The sequence below is a fragment of the Nitrogeniibacter mangrovi genome (genome assembly GCF_010983895.1).
In the GTDB taxonomy this organism is placed as follows: domain Bacteria; phylum Pseudomonadota; class Gammaproteobacteria; order Burkholderiales; family Rhodocyclaceae; genus Nitrogeniibacter; species Nitrogeniibacter mangrovi.
Genome location: NZ_CP048836.1, coordinates 3423731 through 3442316, shown reverse-complemented (window position 1 = coordinate 3442316; position 18586 = coordinate 3423731). Strand labels below are relative to the sequence as shown.

Below are 18586 nucleotides of genomic sequence, written 5' to 3'. Positions count from 1 at the left end.
GACCATGACCTATCGCATCGTGATGCTCGAGCGGGATTCGGTGGATGCCGTGTTCCGGGCGCCCACGGCCGCCCACACCTGGGTGGATTATCCGTTCACCGAGGCCGGCGAGGTGATCGAGCGGCTGCGCGGCGCCGACATCGTCGTCCTCAACAAGGCGTTCCTCGGCGCGGCCGAGTTCGCCGCCCTGCCGGAGCTGAAGATGGTGGCGATCGCCGCGACCGGCTCCGACAACGTGGATCTGGACGCGTGCCGGGCGCGCGGCATCGTGGTGAGCAACGTGCGCGGCTATGCCGCGACCACGGTGCCCGAGCATGTGCTGGCGCTGATGTTCGCGCTGGCGCGCCAGCTGCCGGCCTACATGGCCGACGTGGCCAGCGGCCGCTGGTCGCGCTCGCGCAATTTCTGTTTGCTCGACCATCCGGTGCGCGATCTGGCCGGCAGCACGCTCGGCATCGTCGGTGCCGGCAGCCTGGGGCAGGGCGTGGCGAAGCGGGCCACGGCGCTGGGCATGCACGTCCTGCTGGCGGAGCGCCCTGGCGCGACTGCCGTGCGCGACGGGCGGGTGGCCTTCGACGAGGTGCTCGCGCGCGCCGACGTGCTGTCCCTGCACTGTCCGCTGACCGAGGCGACCCGGCATCTCATCAATGCGCGCACCCTCGGCGCGATGAAGCCCTCGGCCTTCCTGATCAACACCGCCCGCGGCGGCCTCGTGGACGAGGCCGCGCTGGTGCAGGCGCTACGTACGGGGCGGATCGCGGGGGCGGCGGTCGACGTGCTCTCGAGCGAGCCGCCCGACCCGGCCAACCCGCTGCTCGATCCCGATGTGCCCAACCTCATCGTGACGCCCCACGTGGCGTGGGCCTCGGCCCAGGCCATGCAGGCGCTGGCCGATCAGGTCGTCGACAACATCGACGCATTCGCGGCCGGTATGCCGCGCCACCGGCTCGCCTGAGCCATGGGTTGTGCGCTGCAGCAGTTGTCCGCGCGGGCCGGCACGGCTATAGTGTGGCCTCATTCGAACATCGTCCTGCCGCAAAGAGGGTGCGGCATCTCAGGGACATAACAACAGACACATGCGCACGTTTCGTTCGCTGAGCGTGGTGGTGACGCTCTTCGCCTTCTGGCTGGTGATGTCGGGATACTTCACCGCCTTTCTCCTGACAATGGGCGTCGCGTCGGCCATTGCCATTACCGCGTTCGCCCATCGCATGGACGTGGTGGACCGGGAAGGCCACCCCATGCACCTGACCGCCAGCGCCTTCACCTACTGGCCGTGGCTGGTCAAGGAAATCATCAAGGCGGCCTGGGACGTGAGCAAGATCATTCTCGACCCGAAGCTGCCGATCAGCCCGACCCTGGTGCGGGTGAAGATGTCGCAGAAATCCAATGTCGGCCAGGTGACCTACGCCAACTCCATCACCCTGACGCCGGGGACCATCTCGGTGGCGGTGGAGGGGGACGAGATCCTCGTCCATGCCCTGACCCGCGATGGCGCCGACAGCCTCGTCGAGGGCGACATGGACCGGCGCGTGGCCCGTTTCGAGGGCTTGTCCTGATGAATGCCATGTACGGTACGGTCGTCGCCGCGCTGCTGGTGACCCTGGTGCTGGCGCTGGTGCGTGCCTTCAAGGGGCCGACGGTGTTCGACCGGGCGCTCGCCGGCAACGCGGTGGGCACCGCCACCATGATGCTGCTGGCGATCTTCGAATTCATCTCCGAGCGCCCCGCCTTCGTCGATCTGGCGATCGTCTATGGGCTGCTCAACGTCATCGGCACCATCGCGCTGCAGAAGTTCTTCCGCTACGGCGATCTGGGCGAGCCCGGGCGCACCGAGGAGGATCGCGCATGAGCCTGATCGACGTCCTCAGCACCGTGCTGCTGTCGATCGGCGGCATCTTCTGCGTGATCGGCGCGGTGGGCATGCTGCGCATGCCGGACTTCTTCACCCGCATGCATGCGGCCAGCATCATCGACACCCTGGGCGCCGGGCTGATCATTCTCGGGCTCATGCTCCAGTCGGGCTTCACGCTGGCCACCGCCAAGCTGGTGATTCTCGGTCTGCTCATCTTTTTCACCTCGCCGACGGCGTCCCACTCGCTGGCCAATGCCGCGCTGGAGCGGGGCGCCGAGCCGGTGCTGGCCGACGAAGGAGAGTCATCATCCTCACCACGCTGACCGCCGTCGTCCTGCTGACCCTGATGGGGGCCGCCGCCATCGGCATCGCGCGCCAGCGCAACCTGTTCGGCGTGGTCCTGCTGTCGGGTATCTACAGCTTTCTCATGGCGACCCTGCTGGTGGTGCTCGACGCCGTCGACGTCGCCATGACCGAGGCGGCGGTCGGCGCGGGCATCTCCACGGTGCTGCTGCTCGGGGCCATCTACCTGACGGGGGGCACCGAATCGAAACCGATGCACAAGCCCTGGCTGCCGCTGTTCATCGTGGCGGCGACCGGCGGCACGCTGGTGTACGGCACGCTCGGTCTGCCGGCCTTCTCCGACCCCGATGCGCCGATCCAGCAGCATGTGGCACCGCGCTATCTGGTGGAGGCGCCCAAGGAGACCGGGGTGCCCAACGTGGTGACCGCCGTGCTCGCCAGCTACCGGGGTTACGACACCCTGGGCGAGACCACCGTGGTGTTCACCGCCGGCATCGGCATCATCACCCTGATCCGCCGACGCAAGACGCGACAGAAGCGCGGCAGCGGCGAGGAGACTGGCTGATGCGCATGGACATCGTGCTTCGCGTGCTCGCGAAGCTGCTCATCCCCTTCGCGCTCATGTTCGCCTCCTATGTGCAGTTCCATGGCGATTTCGGCCCGGGCGGCGGCTTCCAGGCCGGCGTGATCGTGGCCGCGGCGATCATCTTCTACGCCGTCATCTACGGTCTGCCGAGCGCCCGCAAGGTGGTGCCCGACGGGCTGATCGAGGCCCTCATCGCCATCGGCGTGCTCATCTACGCGGGTGTCGGCGTGGCCGGCATCGTGCTGGGTGGCAACTACCTGGACTACTTCGTGCTCGACCACAATCCGGTGCACGGCCAGCACCGCGGCATCTTCTGGGTGGAAGTCGGGGTCGCGATCACCGTCGCCGCAGTGATGCTCAAGATCTTCTACGCCTTCGCCGCACGCCGTCGCGACGCCGAGGAGGATGACGCGTGAGCATCGCCAGCCACTACAGCTATTTCGTGACCGTGCTGCTGCTGATGGTGGGCCTGTTCGTGGTCATCGCGCGCAGCAACCTGATCAAGAAGCTCATCGGCCTGGGGCTGTTCCAGACCGCGGTCTACCTGCTCTACATCGCGCCCGGCAAGCTCATCGGCGGCACCGCGCCAATCGTTGACGACGCCTTCAAGGTGTACTCGAATCCCCTGCCGCACGTCCTCATCCTGACCGCCATCGTCGTGGGCGTCGCCACCCTGGCGCTCGGGCTCGCGCTGGTCGTGCGGATCAAGGAAGCCTACGGGACCATCGACGAGGAGGAAGTCCTCAAGGTCGATGCCGACGACGAATCCGCCACCGACCGTTGACCGCCTTGCTCGCCCAACACTACCCCGTCCTGCTCGTCGTCGTGCCGCTCATGACGGCCCCCCTGATCGTGCTGCTGCGCCGGCCGACCCTCGCCTGGCTGGCGGCGATGATCACCTGCGTGCTCGCCTTCGGCATGGCGGCCAGCCTGCTGAGCCAGGTGGTCGAACACGGCCCCATCAGCTACGCCATCGGCAGCTGGGCACCACCGCTGGGCATCGAATACCGCATCAGCACCATCAACGCCTTCGTCGCGCTGATCGTCTCCGGCATGGGGGTGTTCGTGCTGCCGTACTGCCGGGTGGGGATCGCCGCCGAGGTGCGCAGCGAGGAGCACTACCTGTTCTACGCCCTGATGATGCTGTGCCTGGCGGGGCTGCTCGGCATCCTGGTCACGGGCGATGCGTTCAACCTGTTCGTGTTCCTCGAGATCTCGTCCCTGTCGACCTACGTGCTCATCGCCATGGGGCGCGATCGCCGCGCGCTGGTGGCCTCCTACCAGTACCTGCTGATGGGGACGGTCGGGGCGACGCTGTACGTGGTCGGCATCGGCATCCTCTACCTGCAGACCGGCACCCTCAACCTCGCCGACATGGCCACGCGCCTGGCCACCATGGGCGAGCCGCGTGCCACCCTGGCGGCGCTGGCCTTCATCACCGTGGGGGTGTCGCTCAAGATCGCGCTGTTCCCGCTCCATCTGTGGTTGCCCAACGCCTACGCCTATGCGCCCTCGGCGGTGTCGGCCTTCCTCGCCGCCACGGCGACCAAGGTGTCGATCTACGTGCTCATGCGCTATTTCTTCACCATCTTCGGCGTGGGCGAGGTGTTCGACGTGCGCGACACCGGCGTGGTGCTGCTCGCGCTGTCGCTGGCGGCGATGTTCATCCCCGCGGTGGTCGCCATCATGCAGAAGGATCTGAAGCGCCTGCTGGCCTACTCGAGCGTCTCCCAGATCGGCTACATCACCCTGGGGATCAGCCTGCACTCGGTGGCTGGCGCCACCGCCGCCGTCGCCCACCTGTTCAACCATGCGCTCACCAAGGGCGGCATGTTCCTGGTGCTCGGCGGAGCCGTCCTGCGCTGCGGCAGTTCCTCGCTCGACCGCCTCGCCGGGCTCGGCCGCACCATGCCGGTGGCCTCGTTCGCCTTCGTCATCGGCGGCCTGAGCCTGATCGGCATCCCCGGCACCGCGGGTTTCATCAGCAAGTGGTATCTGGTCACGGCGGCGATGGAGGCCGGGCAGTGGTGGCTGGCCGCGGCGGTGGTGCTCAGCTCACTGCTGGCGGTGCTCTACGTGTGGCGCTTCGTCGAGGTGGCCTACTTCCGCGCGCCGCCGGAGGACCATCCGCCCGTCGGTGAGGCGCCGCTGTCGATGCTGGTGCCGGCCCTGCTGATGATCGGCGCCTGCGTCTGGTTCGGCCTCGACGCCTCGTGGAGTGGCCACATGGCGCAGCTTGCCGCCGAATCCATGCTGGGGGCAGGCCAATGACCGGGTCCATGGCACTGGCAGGCATCCTCGCCACCCCGGCGCTCGGCATGGTGCTGATCGCCCTGGCCGGCCGCGCGCCGAACCTGCGCGAGGGCATCACCCTGGCCACCGCGGTGGCCCTGTTCGCCCAGGTGCTGTCGCTGGCCGGCGACGTGATGGGCGGCGCCCGCCCCGAACTGGTGCTGAGCACCATGGTGCCCGGGATGGCGCTCAAGCTGGCGGTCGAGCCGCTCGGGGCGCTGTTCGCCATCATCGCCTCGGGGCTGTGGATCGTCAGCTCGCTGTATTCGATCGGCTACATGCGCGGCAACCAGGAGGGGCACCAGACCCGCTTCTTCGTGTGCTTCGCCGGCTCCATCCTCGCCGCGCAGGGCATCGCGCTGGCCGGCAACATGCTCACCCTGTTCCTCTTCTACGAGGCGATGACGCTGATCACCTACCCGCTGGTCACGCATCACGGCACCGAGCATGCGAAGAAGTCGGCGCGCATCTACCTGGGCGTGCTCATGGGCACCTCCATCGTCTTCCTGCTCACCGGCATGATGGCCACCTGGGTGCTCACCGGCACCCTCGACTTCCGCCAGGGCGGCATCCTCGCCGGCCAGGTCGGCGCGGCCGGCACCACCGTGCTCGTGGCGCTGTACATGTTCGGCATCGGCAAGGCGGCGCTGATGCCCTTCCACCGCTGGCTGCCCGCGGCCATGGTGGCGCCGACGCCGGTCTCCGCGCTGCTGCACGCGGTGGCGGTGGTCAAGGCGGGGGTGTTCACCATCGTCAAGGTGATCGTGTACATCTTCGGCGCCAAGAACCTGCTCGCGCTGGGCAGCGCCGACTGGGTGCCGCTGATCGCCGGCTTCACCATCGTGGCCGCCTCGGTGGTGGCACTGCGGGCGGACAACCTCAAGCGGCGTCTGGCCTACTCGACGATCAGCCAGCTCTCCTACGTGACCCTGGCGGCAACGCTGCTCACGCCGATCTCCATCGTCGGCGCCGCCATGCACATCGCCGCCCACGCGGTGGGCAAGATCACCCTGTTCTTCGCCGCCGGTTCCATCTACACGGCGGCCCACAAGACCGAGGTCAGCCAGCTCGACGGCATCGGCCGGCGCATGCCCTGGACCATGGTCGCCTTCGGTGTCGGCGCGCTGTCGATGATCGGCCTGCCGCCGGCGGCCGGCTTCATCTCTAAGTGGTACATCCTGTCCGCCGCCATGGGCTCGGAGCACTGGATCGCGGTGGGGGTGCTGGTGCTCAGCACCTTGCTCAACGCCGGCTACTTCGTGCCCATCGTGTGGCGTGCCTTCTTCCGCGCGCCGGCCGACGAGGCGCATGGGGACGATCATCACGGCGACCATGGCGAGGCCCCCTGGCTGATGGTGCTGGCGCAGACCGTGACCGCCTCGCTGACCATCGCCCTGTTCCTTTACCACGAGCCGGTGCTGCGCCTGGCCCGTGTGGTGGCGGGAGAAAACTGATCATGCACTGGCTCGTTCGCCCGGAAACCATCCGCAAACTGTGGATCGCCTTCATCGCCATCCTCGCGCTCACCGTGGTGGCGGAGTTCTTCGTTCATGGCCACCCGCACTTCGGCATCGACGGCTGGCCCGCGTTCAGCGCCTGGTTCGGCTTCGGTTCGTGCGTGATCATGGTGTTCGGCTCCAAGCTGATCGGCATGGTCCTCAAGCGTCCGGACACCTACTATGACGAATGACATGCTGATCCATCCCGGGCTGTGGCTCATCGCCGGCGGCCTCGTCATGGCCTTCGTGCACGGGCGCGCCCGCCAGATCCTGACCCTGCTGGTACCGGCGGTGGCGCTGTGGCTGGTGTGGCAGGTGGGCGACGGCGTCTTCGGCCATGTGCGCTTCCTCGACTACCAGCTCCAGTTCGTGCGCGGCGATCGCCTGGCGCGCATCTTCGCCACCATCTTCACGCTGATGACGCTGGTGGGCGGCCTGTTCGCGCTCGGGCAGCGCCACCGCATCGAGGTGCCGGCGGCCTTCGTCTATGCCGGTTCCGCGGTCGGCGCGGTGTTCGCCGGTGATCTCATCACCCTGTTCCTGTTCTGGGAGCTGATGGCGGTCGGCTCCACCCTGGTGATCTGGGCCGGCGGTGCGGGTGCCCGCAAGGCTTCCATGCGCTACCTGATGGTGCATCTGTTCGGCGGCGTGGTGCTCATGGCCGGCATCACCGGCCATCTGGCCGGCGGCGGCGACATCACCTTCACCGCCATGAAGCCCGATTCGCTGCCCCACTGGCTGATCCTCATCGGCTTCCTGGTCAACGCCGGCGCGCCCCCGTTCTCCGCCTGGCTGCCTGACGCCTACCCGCAGGCCTCGTGGAGCGGCACCGTGTTCCTCTCCGCGTTCACCACCAAGACGGCGGTTTACGTGCTGCTGCGCGGCTTCCCCGGGGCCGAGGTCCTGGTGTTCGTCGGTCTCTACATGGCCATCTACGGGATCGTGTACGCGATTCTCGAAAACGACATGCGCCGCATCCTGGCCTACTCGATCATCAACCAGGTCGGCTTCATGGTCACCGGCATCGGCATCGGCACCGAGATGGCGCTTAACGGCGCCGCCGCTCATGCCTTTGCGCACATCATCTACAAGGCGCTGCTGCTCATGTCCGCCGGCTCGGTGTTCTACCAGACCGGCAAGACCAAGTGCACCGACCTGGGCGGCCTGTTCCAGAGCATGCCGCTGACCACCGTGTGCGGCACCATCGGCGCGCTGGCGATCTCGGCCTTTCCGCTCACCTCGGGCTTCGTCACCAAGTCGATGATCGCCCAGGCCGCCGCCGACCAGCACCTGATGACCGTGTGGCTGCTCCTCGCTGCCGCGTCGGCCGGCGTGTTCCTGCATGCGGGCATCAAGTTCCCCTGGTTCGTGTTCTTCCAGAAGGATTCCGGCCTGCGTCCCAAGGACCCGCCCGCCAGCATGCGCTGGGCGATGGTGATCTTTTCCGCCTTCTGCATCGGCCTCGGGGTGTATCCCGAGCCGCTCTACGCCATCCTGCCGTATGCGGTGGACTACGTGCCCTACACCGGCAGCCACGTGGTCTCGCAGCTGCAGTTGCTGCTGTTCTCGGGCCTGGCCTTCTTCCTGCTGCTGGGCTACCTCAAGCGCACCCTGACCATCACCCTCGACACCGACTGGTTCTACCGTCGCGCCGGCCTGCGCATCGCCCGGGCCCTGACGACGGTCGTCAGCGGCGGCTTGGCGGCCTTCTACGGCGGCGCGCTCGCCGCCCTGACCGGGCTCGGGCAGGGCATCCGGCGCCATTACGGCCCCGCCGGCGTGCTGGCGCGCACCTGGCTGTCCGGCAGCATGGTGCTGTGGGTGGCCATCCTGCTGCTGATGTACCTGATCGTGTTCTACATCCCGACTTGAGCGGCCCGGGACACATCCGAACAGCCGGTGCGCGTCACCGGCTTTTTCTTTTCCTGACCGCCGGTTGGCGCGATACTTCGAGCCCATGAGCACATCCGATTCCGACAACACCAAGCCCGGCCGTCGCTTCCAGCGCGCCGCCGCCCCGGCGCCGGCACCCGCGCCGGTGACCGACCATCCGGACGGCGTTCGCCTGTCCAAGCTCATGAGCGAGCGCGGCCTGTGCTCCCGGCGCGAGGCCGACACGCTCATCGAAAAGGGCTGGGTGTTCGTCAATGGCGAGCGGGTCAACGAACTGGGCAAGCGCTTCCCGCCCGACGTGGATATCCAGCTGTCGCGCCGTGGCGAAGCCATGCAGGCCGAACGGGTCACCATCCTGCTCCACAAGCCGGTCGGCTACGTGTCCGCCCAACCCGAGAAGGGCCATAAGGCCGCGGTCGAGCTCATCGTTCCGCAGAATCTGGCGCCGGGTGGCAAGCAGGTGTTCAAGCGCCAGCACCTCAAGGGGCTCGCCCCCGCCGGCCGCCTCGACATCGACTCCACCGGCCTGCTGGTGCTCACCCAGGACGGTGTGATTGCCAAGCGCCTCATCGGCGACGACACCAAGGTGGAGAAGGAATACCTGGTGCGCGTCGAAGGCAAGCTCTCCAACGCCGACCTCGCCCGCCTCAACCACGGACTCGAACTCGACGGCAAGGCCCTGCGCCCGGCCAAGGTGCAGTGGATGAACAAGGACCAGCTGCGCTTCATCCTCAAGGAAGGCCGCAAACGCCAGATCCGGCGCATGTGCGAGCTGGTGGGCCTGAAGGTGGTGGGGCTCAAGCGGGTGCGGATCGGGAAGGTACGGCTGGGGGATCTGCCGCAGGGGCAGTGGCGGTATCTCAGGGATGGGGAAGTGTTTTGATCTTCCATGTGTCGCGGGTTGGGTAAGCGACCGCAGCCCGGCCGAGGGCTGTCGGCCCGACGCCGGGAATCGGTGATCGACCCACCGCTGACCCCGGATTCCGCTTCGCTCCAGCCGGGCTACGTCCTTGCCGGGGGCGTTTTGGCTTACTCCGCCCGCAACGCCTCCACCGGATCCAGCGTTGTCGCCTTGCGCGCCGGCAGCACGCCGGCGAGCAGGCCGATCACCACGGCGGTGATCTCCGCCAGCACCACGAACTTCAGCGGGGTGTGCACCGGCAGGTCGGGGACGAGCAGGCCGACGAGCTGGGCGAGGCCGATGCCGATGACGAGGCCGCAGGCGCCGCCGAGGGCGGCCAGGGCCACGGCTTCGCCTAGGAAAAGGCCGAGGATGGTCTGGCGGCGGGCGCCGAGGGCGACGAGCAGGCCGATCTCGCCGGTGCGCTCGGTGACCGCGATGGTCATGATGGTGACGATGCCGACGCCCCCCACCAGCAGGGAGATGCCGCCCAGGGCGCCGACCGCGGCGGTGAGGATGTCGAGGATGTTGCCCAGCGCCTCGAGCATGTCTTCCTGGGTGGTGGTGGAGAAGTCCTTGCGGCCGTGGCGGGCGTCGAGCACGCGCTCGACGGCGCGGGCGATGGCGGCGGCCGGTGTGCCTTCCCGGTAGGAGACGTCGATTTCCAGGAGGCCGTCGCGGTTGAACAGGGCGAGGCCGCGCGCGGTGGGGATGTACACCGTGTCGTCCAGGTCGATGCCGAGCAGCTGGCCCTTGGATTCCATCACCCCGATGACGCGGAAGCGCTCGCCGCCGATGCGCACGCGTTCGCCCAGGGCGTTGCCGTGGCCGAACAGCTCGCGCTTGAGGGTCGAGCCGAGCACGGCGAAGGCGCGCGGCTGTTCGGCGTTGTCGGCGGGCAGGAAGCGGCCGCTGCGCACGCTCATGGTGAACACCTGCTGCATGGCCGGGCCGACGCCATAGACGGTGCTGCGGCGCACGCGGCCATGGCCTTCGACCTCGGCATTGCCCCACACGGCGGGGGTGACGGCGGTGACCCCGGGGATGCGCTCGAGGGCGCGGGCGTCTTCGAGGGTGAGCGGGCGGGCGGTGTTGGGCAGGCCCGGCGGGCCGCCCTTGATGCCCTTGGAGCCCGGGTTGACCGCCACCACGTTGGTACCGAACTGGGTGAATTCGGTGAGCACGAACTGGTGGATGCCCTCGCCGATGGAGGTGAGCAGGATCACCGCGGCGATGCCCACGGCGATGCCCAGCAGGGTGAGGAAGCTGCGCATGCGATGCGCCACGAGGGCCCGCGTGGACATGGCGAGGAAGTCGCGCCAACCCATGGCTATCGCTTGGCCAGTGCGTCCACCGGGTCCATCTCGGCGGCGCGGCGGGCGGGCATGATGCCGAACAGCAGGCCGGTGCCGATGGCGGTGCCCACGCCGGCGAGGATGGCCCAGTTCGGCGGGTAGGCGGGCAGTTCGGGGAAGGCCTGGCGCAGGCCCCAGGCGCCGATGTGGCCGAGCAGCAGGCCGCACAGGGCGCCGGCGATCGAGAGCAGGCCGGCCTCGGCGAGGAACACCCGGCGGATGGCCGGGCCGGTGGCGCCGAGGGCCTTGAGCAGGCCGATCTCGGCGGTGCGCTGGGTGACCGCCACCAGCATCACGTTCATGACCAGGATGCCGGCCACCGCGAGGCTGATGGCGGCGATGCCGGCGACCCCGAGGGTGAGCGCGCCGAGGATGCGGTCGAAGGTGCCGAGCACGGCGTCCTGGGTGATCAGGGTGACGTCCTCCTCGCCGCCGTGGCGGGCCTTGAGGATGGACAGGGTCTCGGCCTTGGCGCCGGGCACGGCGTCGCGGTTGCGCGCCTCGACGAAGATGCGGAACAGGGCGGCGGTGTTGAACAGGGCCTGGGCGGAGGCCACCGGGATGATGACCAGCTCGTCCGAATTCATGCCCAGCCCGGAGCCGGAGCGCGCCAGCACGCCGATGACCCGGTAGCGCCGGTCCCCCACGCGCAGCATCTGGCCCAGCGCCCGTTCGCTGCCGAACAGTTGCTCACGGATCTCGGCGCCGATCACCGCCACCGGCGTGGCGCGGTCGAAGCCCTCGTCGGGCAGGAAGCGGCCCTGGGCGAGCTCGAGCTTGCGGATGTCCAGAAAGTGAGTGCTGGTGCCCACGATCATGGTCTCGCGCAGCTTGCCGCCCCAGGCGACGTCGGCGTTGCCGAGCAACAGCGGTGCGACCCGGGTGACGTCGGCGCCGCGCAGTACGGCGGCGGCGTCGGCGGCGGTCAGGTCGCGCGCGGCGTTGGTGACGAAGGCGCTCGCGCCCACGCCACCGGTCTCGGTGCGCCCGGGCAGCACGATCACGAGGCTGCTGCCCAGGGCATTGAACTGGCCCACCACGTAGCGCCGCGCCCCGTCGCCCAGGGCCGTGAGCAACACCACGGCGGCCACGCCGATGGACATGGCGAGCATCATCAGCGCGGTGCGCATCGGCGTGCCCGTGGCGGCGCGGGTGGCGAAGGCGAAGGTGTCGGTGAGGCGCATCATGGGGCGTCGCGCCGGGTGTCGGATTTGAGCGCGCCGTCTTCCATGTAGAGCTGGCGGTGGGCGCGCTCGCCCATGGTGGGGTCGTGGGTGACGACGATCAGGGTCACACCGCTGGCGTTGAGCGCCTCGAGCAGGCCGGTGACCTCCTCGCCGGTGCTGCGATCGAGGTTGCCGGTGGGTTCGTCGGCCAGCAGCATGGCCGGCTGCATGATGGTGGCACGGGCGATGGCGACGCGCTGGCGCTGGCCGCCGGAGAGCTGGTCGGGGCGGTGGTCGGCGCGGGTGTCGAGGCCGAAGTCCTTGAGCGCGCGGGCGACGCGCCGCTTGCGCTCGCCCGGTTCGATGCCGGCGAGCATGAGCGGCAGGGCGATGTTTTCCTCGGCAGTCAGGCGCGGCACCAGGTGGAAGGCCTGGAACACGAAACCGATGCGCTCGCGGCGCACCCGGGCCTGCTCGTCGGCATCCAGGGTGGTGACGTCGCGCCCTTCGAGCCGGTAGTGGCCGGCATTGGGGCGGTCGAGCAGGCCGAGCAGGTTGAGCAGGGTAGACTTGCCGGACCCCGATGGCCCCATCACCGCCAGGTATTCGCCGGCCTCGATGCGCAGGCTGATCTGGTGCAGGGCGTGCACCTCACTGTCGCCCAGATGGAAGATGCGCTCGATGTCGTCCAGTTCGATCTGGGCCATGGCGCCTATTTCGCCGCGTCGGGGCTTTCCGGGGTGACCAGGGCGCCGGCCTCGATCCCCTCGCGCTCGAGCGAGGTGACCACCCGATCGCCCGCGGCCAGACCGTCGGTCACCTCGGTGTATTCCCAGTTGGCGATGCCGGGGGTGACGGTGCGCGATTCGAGCCGCCCGGAGGCGGCGTCGTAGCGCAGCACGGAGTTGCCCTCGCGCAGCGCGGCGGTGGGGATGCGCAGGGTGTCCTTGCGCACGGCGAGCACCACTTCGGCGTCGGCGCTGTAGCCCACGAGCAGCCCCCGGGCCTGGGCCGGGTCGTCGAAGTCCACGTCCACATCCACGGTGCGGGCCTGTTTCTCCACCGCCTGCACATAGGGGGCGATGCGGCGCACATGGCCGGCCCAGGTGCGCCCGGGGACGGCGTCGAGGGTGATGCGCACCGGCAGGCCGGCCGTGATCTTCGGGGCGTCCACCTCGTCCATGGGCGCCTTCACGTAGAGACAGGTCTCGTCGATCAGGTCGATGGCCGGGGGCGTGGCCACACCGGGGGGCGAGGGCGTGGTGTATTCGCCCAGCTTGCCCTCGATCTTGGCCACGGTGCCGTCGAAGGGGGCGACGAGCACGGTGCGATCGTCGGTGGCCCGGGCCGCCGCCACCTGGGCCTGGGCGGCGGCCACGGCGGCGCGTGCGCTCTGGCAGGTGGCGGTGCGGGACTCCGCTTCGGCCTGCGCGCTCTGCGCCGCCGAGGCGGAGACGAAGCCCTTGGCCTGGAGGGCCTTTTGCCGCGCCGCCTCGCGCCGGGCGTTGGTGGCCATGGCGCAGGCCTCGGCCACGCGCTTCTGCGCGGTGGTGAGCTGACGTTGGGCGACGGTGACCTGGGCGGCGAAATCCTCGTTCCACAGACGCATCAGCACCTGCCCCTTGGTGACCTTGTCGCCTTCGGCGATGCCGATGTATTCGATGCGTCCGCCGGCGATGGTGGACAGCTTGGCGCGGCGGCAGGCTTCCACTTCGCCGGCGCGGGTGTTGGAGACGGTCGCCTCGACGGTGCCGGTCTCGACGGTGGCGAGGACGACGGGAATCGGTTCGGGACGCTTGAGCCACCAGATGGCGCCGCCGATACCGAGGGCGACGATCAGAAGGACGAGGGTGCGGGCGCGCATGCGGGAACCGTGGCGGGCAAAAACCCGATCATCGCCGTTGCGGTGGGGGAGCGCAACCGCGCGCGCGCGGCGTCGTCGGACGCGTCCTCAGCGGTAGCGCGGGTAGTTGTCCTTGTAGAGCTGGTTGAGCTCCTGCTTTTCGGCGGCCAGGCGCTGCTGGGCGAGGGCGGCGTTGCGCGCGTCGGCGGCGGCGCGTTCGCGCCGTTCCTGCTCGAGGCGGCGGCGGGCCTCGCGTTCGCGGGCCTGCTCTTCGCGCGCCTGCTCCCGGCGCTGGCTGTCGGCCTGGCGGTCGAGGCGGTTGAGGGTGGCGTTGAGCTCGCGTTCGCGGCGGCGCGCTTCGGCCTGTTCCTGGTAGGTGGCCTGGCGCGCGGCAGAGCGCTCGGCACGCTGGTCGTCGCGTTCGGCGAGGCGCTCCATGCGCAGTGCCTGGATCTGCGCCTGGCGCTCGACCAGCTGGGCCTGGTGATCGAGGATCATGCGCGCCAGCTCGCGCTGGTGCCACATGGTGGCGACGCCGTAACCCACGCCCACGGCGAGCACCAGGGCGGCCACCCGCGCCCACAGCGGCAGCCCCGGCGCAGCGGGCGTCGCCGCGCTCGGTACCGGTGTGGTTTCGGCGGCCAGTTCGGCCAGCTTGCGGTCGTAGGCCGCACGCGCCTCGGGGCGGCTCAGGGTGGCGTAGGCGTCGCGCACCAGGCGTGCAGCGGCCGGATCGCCCGCGAGCTCGTGATGCGCGCTCAGGTGCTCGAAGGCCGCGCGCATGATCTGCGGCGCGGCATTGGGGGTGACCTGGAGGACGTCGTAGAGGGTGCGGGTCTTGTTCATGGGATCGGGTTCGGCGGAAGGCACGAGGCCGGTGGCGCGATCAGGAACCCGGATTCTTCCACGAATCCTTCAAAGTGACTGTGCGATTGAACACGGGGCTGCCTTCGCGGTGCTCGAAGCGGTCGGCCACGAAGTAGCCGTGGCGCTCGAACTGGAAGCGCGACTCGGGGGCGACGTGCGCCAGGGACGGCTCCAGGCGGGCCCGAATGAGGCGTTTGCTGTCCGGGTTGAGATCGTCCAGATAGTCGCGCTCCAGGCCTTCGGCATCGCCCTCGCGGCGCTGTCCCGGGTGCGGATGTGCGAACAGGCGGTCGTAGAGCCGCACTTCGGCCTCGACCCCATGGGCGACGCTCACCCAGTGCAGGTTGCCCTTCACCTTGTAGTTGTCGGCACCCGGGGTGCCGGACTTGGAGTCGGGGAAGTATTCGCACAGCACCGCGGTGACGTTGCCGTCGGCGTCCTTCTCGCAGCCGGTGCATTCGACGACGAAGCCGTAGCGCAGGCGCACCCGATTGCCCGGGAACAGGCGGCGGAAGCCCTTGACCGGCACTTCCATGAAGTCTTCGCGCTCGATCCACAGCTCGCGGCCGAAAGGCATGGTGCGGGTGCCCAGTTCCGGCTTGAGCGGATGGTTGGGTGCGTTGCACTCTTCGCTCTGGCCTTCCGGGTAGTTGGTGACGATGAGCTTGACCGGGTCGAGCACGGCGACGCGACGTTCGGCGGTGTCGTTGAGGTGCTCGCGCATGCATTCTTCGAGCACGCTCATGTCGATCCAGCTGTTGGACTTGGAGATGCCCACGCGCTCGGCGAAGTTGCGGAAACCCTCGGGGGTGAAGCCGCGCCGACGGGCGCCGATCAAGGTCGGCATGCGCGGGTCGTCCCAGCCGTCCACGTGGCCGCCTTCGACCAGATCGATCAGCTTGCGCTTGGAGAGCACCACATAGGTGAGGTTGAGGCGCGCGAACTCGATCTGCTGCGGCAGCGGGCGCTCGAAGAAGCCGCCCTCGGCCAGCTGCTCGAGCAGCCACTCGTAGAACGGGCGCTGATCCTCGAATTCGAGGGTGCACAGGGAGTGGGTGATGTGCTCGATCGCGTCCTCGATGGGGTGGGCGAAGGTGTACATCGGATACACGCACCAGGTGTCGCCGGTGCGGTGGTGGCTGGCGTGGCGGATGCGGTAGATGGCCGGGTCGCGCATGTTGATGTTGGGCGAGGCCATGTCGATCCTGGCGCGCAGGATGTGGGTGCCGTCGGGAAATTCGCCCGCCTTCATGCGGTTGAACAGCTCGAGGTTCTCGGCGACCGTGCGATCCCGGTACGGGCTGTTGCGCCCGGGCTCGGTGAGCGTGCCGCGATATTCGCGCATCTGTTCGGCCGACAGGGAGTCCACGTAGGCCTTGCCGGCGCTGATGAGGTACTCGGCGAACGCGGCCATCCTGGGGAAATAGTCCGAGGCGAAGTACTGGTGCTCGCCCCAGTCGAAGCCGAGCCAGCGCACCGATTCGACGATGGCGTCCACGTACTCCTGCTCTTCCTTGGTCGGGTTGGTGTCGTCGAAGCGCAGGTGACACACACCGCCGTAGGCCTGGGCGAGGCCGAAGTTCAGGCAGATGGACTTGGCATGGCCGTAGTGCAGGTAACCGTTCGGTTCCGGCGGGAAGCGGGTCTCGACCCGGCCGCCCCATTTTCCGGCACGCTGGTCCGCCTCGACGGCGGCGCGGATGAAATTCTGGCTGCTGGGAGCGGTTTCGGGGGTGATGGCGGAGGACATGACTCGATGCGAACGGGGACAAAGGCGGAATTGTAGCGGATGCGGGGCCGGATGCCGCGTTCCGGAAACGGGTGGCGACAGTCTTGGTGGTGTGGGTGACATCGTGTCTAAAGGGGCGTCATCATGTGCCGATATCATTTCCGGGCCCCACACTTCTGGACATAAGCATATGAGTCCGTCCTCGACGCGCCGGCATCGTGACCGGTGCGCGCATACCGCATGTCGTTGCCATCCGTTCACGCTGCGCGTCCGCAGGGCCGCGTTGCTGCTGATGGTGGTGTCCGCCGCGCCGGCGTTCGCCGCCGAGCCGGACCCCCTCGATTTCTCCCTCGGCGAGCTGGTCACCCAGGAAGTCATCACCGTGGCGCGCAAGCGCCAGGAGATCGGCGACGTGGCCGCCGCGGTGCATGTGGTCAGCGCTGAGGACATCGCGCGCATGGGCGTGACCACGCTGCCCGACGCGCTGCGTCTGGTGCCCGGCGTGCAGGTGGCGGCCATCGGCAACAACCGCTGGGCGGTGTCGGTGCGCGGCTTCAACGGCCGTTTCGCCAACCGTCTGCTGGTGATGGTCGACGGGCGCACGGTGTATTCGCCGCTGTTCTCCGGCACCTTCTGGGAGGCGCTCGACATTCCCCTCGACGAGGTGGACCGGATCGAGGTGATCCGCGGGCCCGGCGCCTCGATCTGGGGGGCCAACGCGGTCAATGGCATCGTCAACATCATCACCAAGTGGGCGCGGGCGACGCAGGGCACCGAGGCGCGCCTGACCGTCGGCACCGAAGACCAGGCGCTGGCCTACCTGCGCCAGGGCGGCGCCCTGGAAGGCGGCCACTACCGGATCAGCTACCAGGGGCGCGCCCGGACTTCATCGGAGCTGACCGACGGCAGTGACGGCCGTGACAGCTGGCACACCCATCGCCTCGCGCTGCGCATGGAGCGGTTCATCGACGGCCTCGGCGAACTCGGCGTGAACGCCGACGTGTTCTCCAACCGCAGCGAGGACCTGTGGCTCGTGCCGGATCTGGCCTCCTCTCCCGATCTGCGCTCGGTTCGCCTCACCCAGGCCGACCGGGGGGCCTCGGTCACCGCGCACCTGAACCGGGTGGTGGACGAGGGCCGGGAGTGGTCCTTGCAGGGCAGCGTCGACTACCACGACACGGCGGTCGGCGACATGCTCACCGAGAACCGCACCAGCGTCGACGTGGACGGTCAGTACCGCTTCGACTTCGGCCGCCACGACCTCACGGTGGGCAGCAGCGTTCGCTATCACCGCCAGGAGGTGGTCGGCAGCGACTACTTCACCATCGGCCAGGCGGTGCGCGAGTTCGGGCTGGTCAGCGCCTTCATCCACGATGACTTCGCGCTGATTCCCAAGACCCTGACCCTGACCGCCGGGCTCAAGTACGAGCACCACACCTGGACCGGCAACGAGTGGCAGCCCAACCTGCGCATGGCGTGGAATCTGGCGCCACGTCACATGCTGTGGGGGGCGGTGTCCGAGGCCTCGCGCACGCCGGCGCGGGTCGAGTATGACGTGAGCTACGCCTTCCAGACCCTGCCGCCGGGCAACATCCTGCTGCGCATCACGCCGCCGCAGGACATTGCCGCCGAGCGCATGCGCTCCTACGAGCTGGGCTATCGCGGCCAGCCGACCGACACCTTCCACGTGGAGCTGACGGCCTTCGAGATGCGCTACCGCAACATGCGCACCCTGGGCCGCGAGTCGACCATCGTGCCCGCGAGCTGGATCACCCTCGAGCGGCCGCTGGCCTTCGATGGCCACGCCCGGGTCAACGGGGTCGAGGCCGGGCTCGACTGGCAGCCGAGCACGCGCTGGCGCGCCCGGCTCGCGATGAGCTATCTGGGCACCCATGTGGAGAGCACCGGCGACGAGCTCACCGATTCGGCCGCGCGCCTGTTCGTCGAGCGTGTCCCGACCCGCCAGGCCAGCCTGCACGTGACCTGGAAGCCGAGTTCCGGCCATGTGCTCGATGCCATCGTGCGCCATGTGGGCGAGCTGAAGAATCGCGAGGTACAGGGGTCGGACACCCGCGGTGTGGATGCCTACACCGAGCTCGACCTGCAGTACGCGGTGCGGCTGTCGCAGGCGGTCACGGTGTCGCTGACCGGGCGCAACCTGCTGCACGAGCGTCATGCCGAATTCGGGCGCATCTACATGCCGAGTCCGACCCGCGAGATCGGGCGCAGCGCCTTCGTGTCGGTGCAGTGGGCGCTCGACTGATGGGCGGTGGCCCCGACGACGGCTGGAACAGAAC

The 18586-nt window shown here is 68.8% G+C and carries 19 protein-coding genes; 13 read left to right on the top strand and 6 right to left on the bottom strand.

Annotated elements, in window-relative coordinates; all coding sequences use genetic code 11:
* Window positions 1-4: 4 nt before the first annotated feature.
* The 12 genes from G3580_RS15930 (at window position 5) to G3580_RS15880 (ending at window position 9311) form a co-directional block, all read left to right on the top strand.
* Window positions 5-955, top strand: coding sequence for a D-2-hydroxyacid dehydrogenase (locus G3580_RS15930; RefSeq protein WP_173767153.1), 951 nt, complete (start codon window positions 5-7; stop codon window positions 953-955).
* Window positions 956-1076: 121 nt separating this feature from the next.
* Window positions 1077-1559 (top strand): Na+/H+ antiporter subunit E, encoded by a 483-nt coding sequence (locus tag G3580_RS15925; RefSeq protein WP_173767151.1) that lies wholly within the window; start codon window positions 1077-1079, stop codon window positions 1557-1559.
* Window positions 1559-1852, top strand: a complete 294-nt coding sequence (locus tag G3580_RS15920; RefSeq protein ID WP_217424515.1) for a monovalent cation/H+ antiporter complex subunit F — start codon at window positions 1559-1561, stop codon at window positions 1850-1852. The genes G3580_RS15925 and G3580_RS15920 overlap by 1 nt, the downstream gene beginning before the upstream one ends.
* The gene (mnhG, locus tag G3580_RS19850) at window positions 1849-2178 is read left to right on the top strand and encodes a monovalent cation/H(+) antiporter subunit G (protein ID WP_217424514.1); all 330 of its coding nucleotides are present in this window, start codon (window positions 1849-1851) and stop codon (window positions 2176-2178) included. Before G3580_RS15920 ends, mnhG begins: the two co-directional genes overlap by 4 nt.
* A 23-nt stretch (window positions 2179-2201) precedes the next feature.
* Window positions 2202-2723, top strand: a complete 522-nt coding sequence (locus tag G3580_RS19845) for a DUF4040 domain-containing protein (RefSeq protein ID WP_217424513.1) — start codon at window positions 2202-2204, stop codon at window positions 2721-2723.
* Window positions 2723-3160, top strand: coding sequence for a Na(+)/H(+) antiporter subunit B (locus G3580_RS15910; protein ID WP_173767147.1), 438 nt, complete (start codon window positions 2723-2725; stop codon window positions 3158-3160). Before G3580_RS19845 ends, G3580_RS15910 begins: the two co-directional genes overlap by 1 nt.
* Window positions 3157-3528, top strand: coding sequence for a cation:proton antiporter subunit C (locus tag G3580_RS15905; RefSeq protein WP_217424512.1), 372 nt, complete (start codon window positions 3157-3159; stop codon window positions 3526-3528). The genes G3580_RS15910 and G3580_RS15905 overlap by 4 nt, the downstream gene beginning before the upstream one ends.
* Window positions 3525-5015: a monovalent cation/H+ antiporter subunit D family protein gene (locus tag G3580_RS15900; protein WP_217424511.1), complete on the top strand. Its 1491-nt coding sequence runs from the start codon at window positions 3525-3527 to the stop codon at window positions 5013-5015. Before G3580_RS15905 ends, G3580_RS15900 begins: the two co-directional genes overlap by 4 nt.
* A gap of 8 nt (window positions 5016-5023) precedes the next feature.
* Window positions 5024-6490 carry a proton-conducting transporter transmembrane domain-containing protein gene (locus G3580_RS15895; RefSeq protein WP_217424510.1) on the top strand — a complete coding sequence of 489 codons (1467 nt, stop codon included), beginning with the start codon at window positions 5024-5026 and terminating at the stop codon, window positions 6488-6490.
* A gap of 2 nt (window positions 6491-6492) precedes the next feature.
* Window positions 6493-6726 (top strand): hypothetical protein, encoded by a 234-nt coding sequence (locus tag G3580_RS15890; protein WP_173767143.1) that lies wholly within the window; start codon window positions 6493-6495, stop codon window positions 6724-6726.
* Window positions 6716-8407 (top strand): Na(+)/H(+) antiporter subunit D, encoded by a 1692-nt coding sequence (locus G3580_RS15885; RefSeq protein WP_217424509.1) that lies wholly within the window; start codon window positions 6716-6718, stop codon window positions 8405-8407. The genes G3580_RS15890 and G3580_RS15885 overlap by 11 nt, the downstream gene beginning before the upstream one ends.
* A gap of 85 nt (window positions 8408-8492) precedes the next feature.
* Window positions 8493-9311: a pseudouridine synthase gene (locus tag G3580_RS15880; RefSeq protein WP_173767141.1), complete on the top strand. Its 819-nt coding sequence runs from the start codon at window positions 8493-8495 to the stop codon at window positions 9309-9311.
* Window positions 9312-9457: 146 nt separating this feature from the next.
* Here G3580_RS15880 and G3580_RS15875 read toward each other — a convergent pair whose 3' ends face one another.
* From G3580_RS15875 to G3580_RS15850, 6 genes are all read right to left on the bottom strand, one after another.
* Window positions 9458-10657: an ABC transporter permease gene (locus G3580_RS15875; RefSeq protein ID WP_173767139.1), complete on the bottom strand. Its 1200-nt coding sequence runs from the start codon at window positions 10655-10657 to the stop codon at window positions 9458-9460.
* Between the two features lie 2 nt (window positions 10658-10659).
* Window positions 10660-11868 carry an ABC transporter permease gene (locus tag G3580_RS15870; protein WP_173768847.1) on the bottom strand — a complete coding sequence of 403 codons (1209 nt, stop codon included), beginning with the start codon at window positions 11866-11868 and terminating at the stop codon, window positions 10660-10662.
* Window positions 11868-12557 (bottom strand): ABC transporter ATP-binding protein, encoded by a 690-nt coding sequence (locus G3580_RS15865; RefSeq protein WP_173767137.1) that lies wholly within the window; start codon window positions 12555-12557, stop codon window positions 11868-11870. Before G3580_RS15865 ends, G3580_RS15870 begins: the two co-directional genes overlap by 1 nt.
* A gap of 5 nt (window positions 12558-12562) precedes the next feature.
* Window positions 12563-13714, bottom strand: coding sequence for an efflux RND transporter periplasmic adaptor subunit (locus G3580_RS15860; protein ID WP_173767135.1), 1152 nt, complete (start codon window positions 13712-13714; stop codon window positions 12563-12565).
* Window positions 13715-13801: 87 nt separating this feature from the next.
* Window positions 13802-14539: a molecular chaperone DnaJ gene (locus tag G3580_RS15855; protein ID WP_173767133.1), complete on the bottom strand. Its 738-nt coding sequence runs from the start codon at window positions 14537-14539 to the stop codon at window positions 13802-13804.
* A 40-nt stretch (window positions 14540-14579) separates the two neighbouring features.
* Window positions 14580-16310 carry a glutamine--tRNA ligase/YqeY domain fusion protein gene (locus G3580_RS15850; RefSeq protein WP_173767131.1) on the bottom strand — a complete coding sequence of 577 codons (1731 nt, stop codon included), beginning with the start codon at window positions 16308-16310 and terminating at the stop codon, window positions 14580-14582.
* Between the two features lie 271 nt (window positions 16311-16581).
* On the opposite strand from G3580_RS15850, the gene G3580_RS15845 reads away from it, so the two are divergent.
* Window positions 16582-18552 carry a TonB-dependent receptor plug domain-containing protein gene (locus G3580_RS15845; RefSeq protein WP_228720860.1) on the top strand — a complete coding sequence of 657 codons (1971 nt, stop codon included), beginning with the start codon at window positions 16582-16584 and terminating at the stop codon, window positions 18550-18552.
* Window positions 18553-18586 lie beyond the last annotated feature (34 nt).

Excerpts from the sequence above, each read along its gene's own strand:
- G3580_RS15930 (WP_173767153.1), top strand. The coding sequence starts at position 5 with ATGACCTATCGCATCGTGATGCTCGAGCGGGATTCGGTGGATGCCGTG.
- G3580_RS15925 (WP_173767151.1), top strand. The coding sequence starts at position 1,077 with ATGCGCACGTTTCGTTCGCTGAGCGTGGTGGTGACGCTCTTCGCCTTC.
- G3580_RS15920 (WP_217424515.1), top strand. The coding sequence starts at position 1,559 with ATGAATGCCATGTACGGTACGGTCGTCGCCGCGCTGCTGGTGACCCTG.
- mnhG (WP_217424514.1), top strand. The coding sequence starts at position 1,849 with ATGAGCCTGATCGACGTCCTCAGCACCGTGCTGCTGTCGATCGGCGGC.
- G3580_RS19845 (WP_217424513.1), top strand. The coding sequence starts at position 2,202 with ATGGGGGCCGCCGCCATCGGCATCGCGCGCCAGCGCAACCTGTTCGGC.
- G3580_RS15910 (WP_173767147.1), top strand. The coding sequence starts at position 2,723 with ATGCGCATGGACATCGTGCTTCGCGTGCTCGCGAAGCTGCTCATCCCC.
- G3580_RS15895 (WP_217424510.1), top strand. The coding sequence starts at position 5,024 with ATGGCACTGGCAGGCATCCTCGCCACCCCGGCGCTCGGCATGGTGCTG.
- G3580_RS15890 (WP_173767143.1), top strand. The coding sequence starts at position 6,493 with ATGCACTGGCTCGTTCGCCCGGAAACCATCCGCAAACTGTGGATCGCC.
- G3580_RS15885 (WP_217424509.1), top strand. The coding sequence starts at position 6,716 with ATGACGAATGACATGCTGATCCATCCCGGGCTGTGGCTCATCGCCGGC.
- G3580_RS15880 (WP_173767141.1), top strand. The coding sequence starts at position 8,493 with ATGAGCACATCCGATTCCGACAACACCAAGCCCGGCCGTCGCTTCCAG.
- G3580_RS15875 (WP_173767139.1), bottom strand. The coding sequence starts at position 10,657 with ATGGGTTGGCGCGACTTCCTCGCCATGTCCACGCGGGCCCTCGTGGCG.
- G3580_RS15870 (WP_173768847.1), bottom strand. The coding sequence starts at position 11,868 with ATGCGCCTCACCGACACCTTCGCCTTCGCCACCCGCGCCGCCACGGGC.
- G3580_RS15865 (WP_173767137.1), bottom strand. The coding sequence starts at position 12,557 with ATGGCCCAGATCGAACTGGACGACATCGAGCGCATCTTCCATCTGGGC.
- G3580_RS15860 (WP_173767135.1), bottom strand. The coding sequence starts at position 13,714 with ATGCGCGCCCGCACCCTCGTCCTTCTGATCGTCGCCCTCGGTATCGGC.
- G3580_RS15855 (WP_173767133.1), bottom strand. The coding sequence starts at position 14,539 with ATGAACAAGACCCGCACCCTCTACGACGTCCTCCAGGTCACCCCCAAT.
- G3580_RS15850 (WP_173767131.1), bottom strand. The coding sequence starts at position 16,310 with ATGTCCTCCGCCATCACCCCCGAAACCGCTCCCAGCAGCCAGAATTTC.
- G3580_RS15845 (WP_228720860.1), top strand. The coding sequence starts at position 16,582 with ATGGTGGTGTCCGCCGCGCCGGCGTTCGCCGCCGAGCCGGACCCCCTC.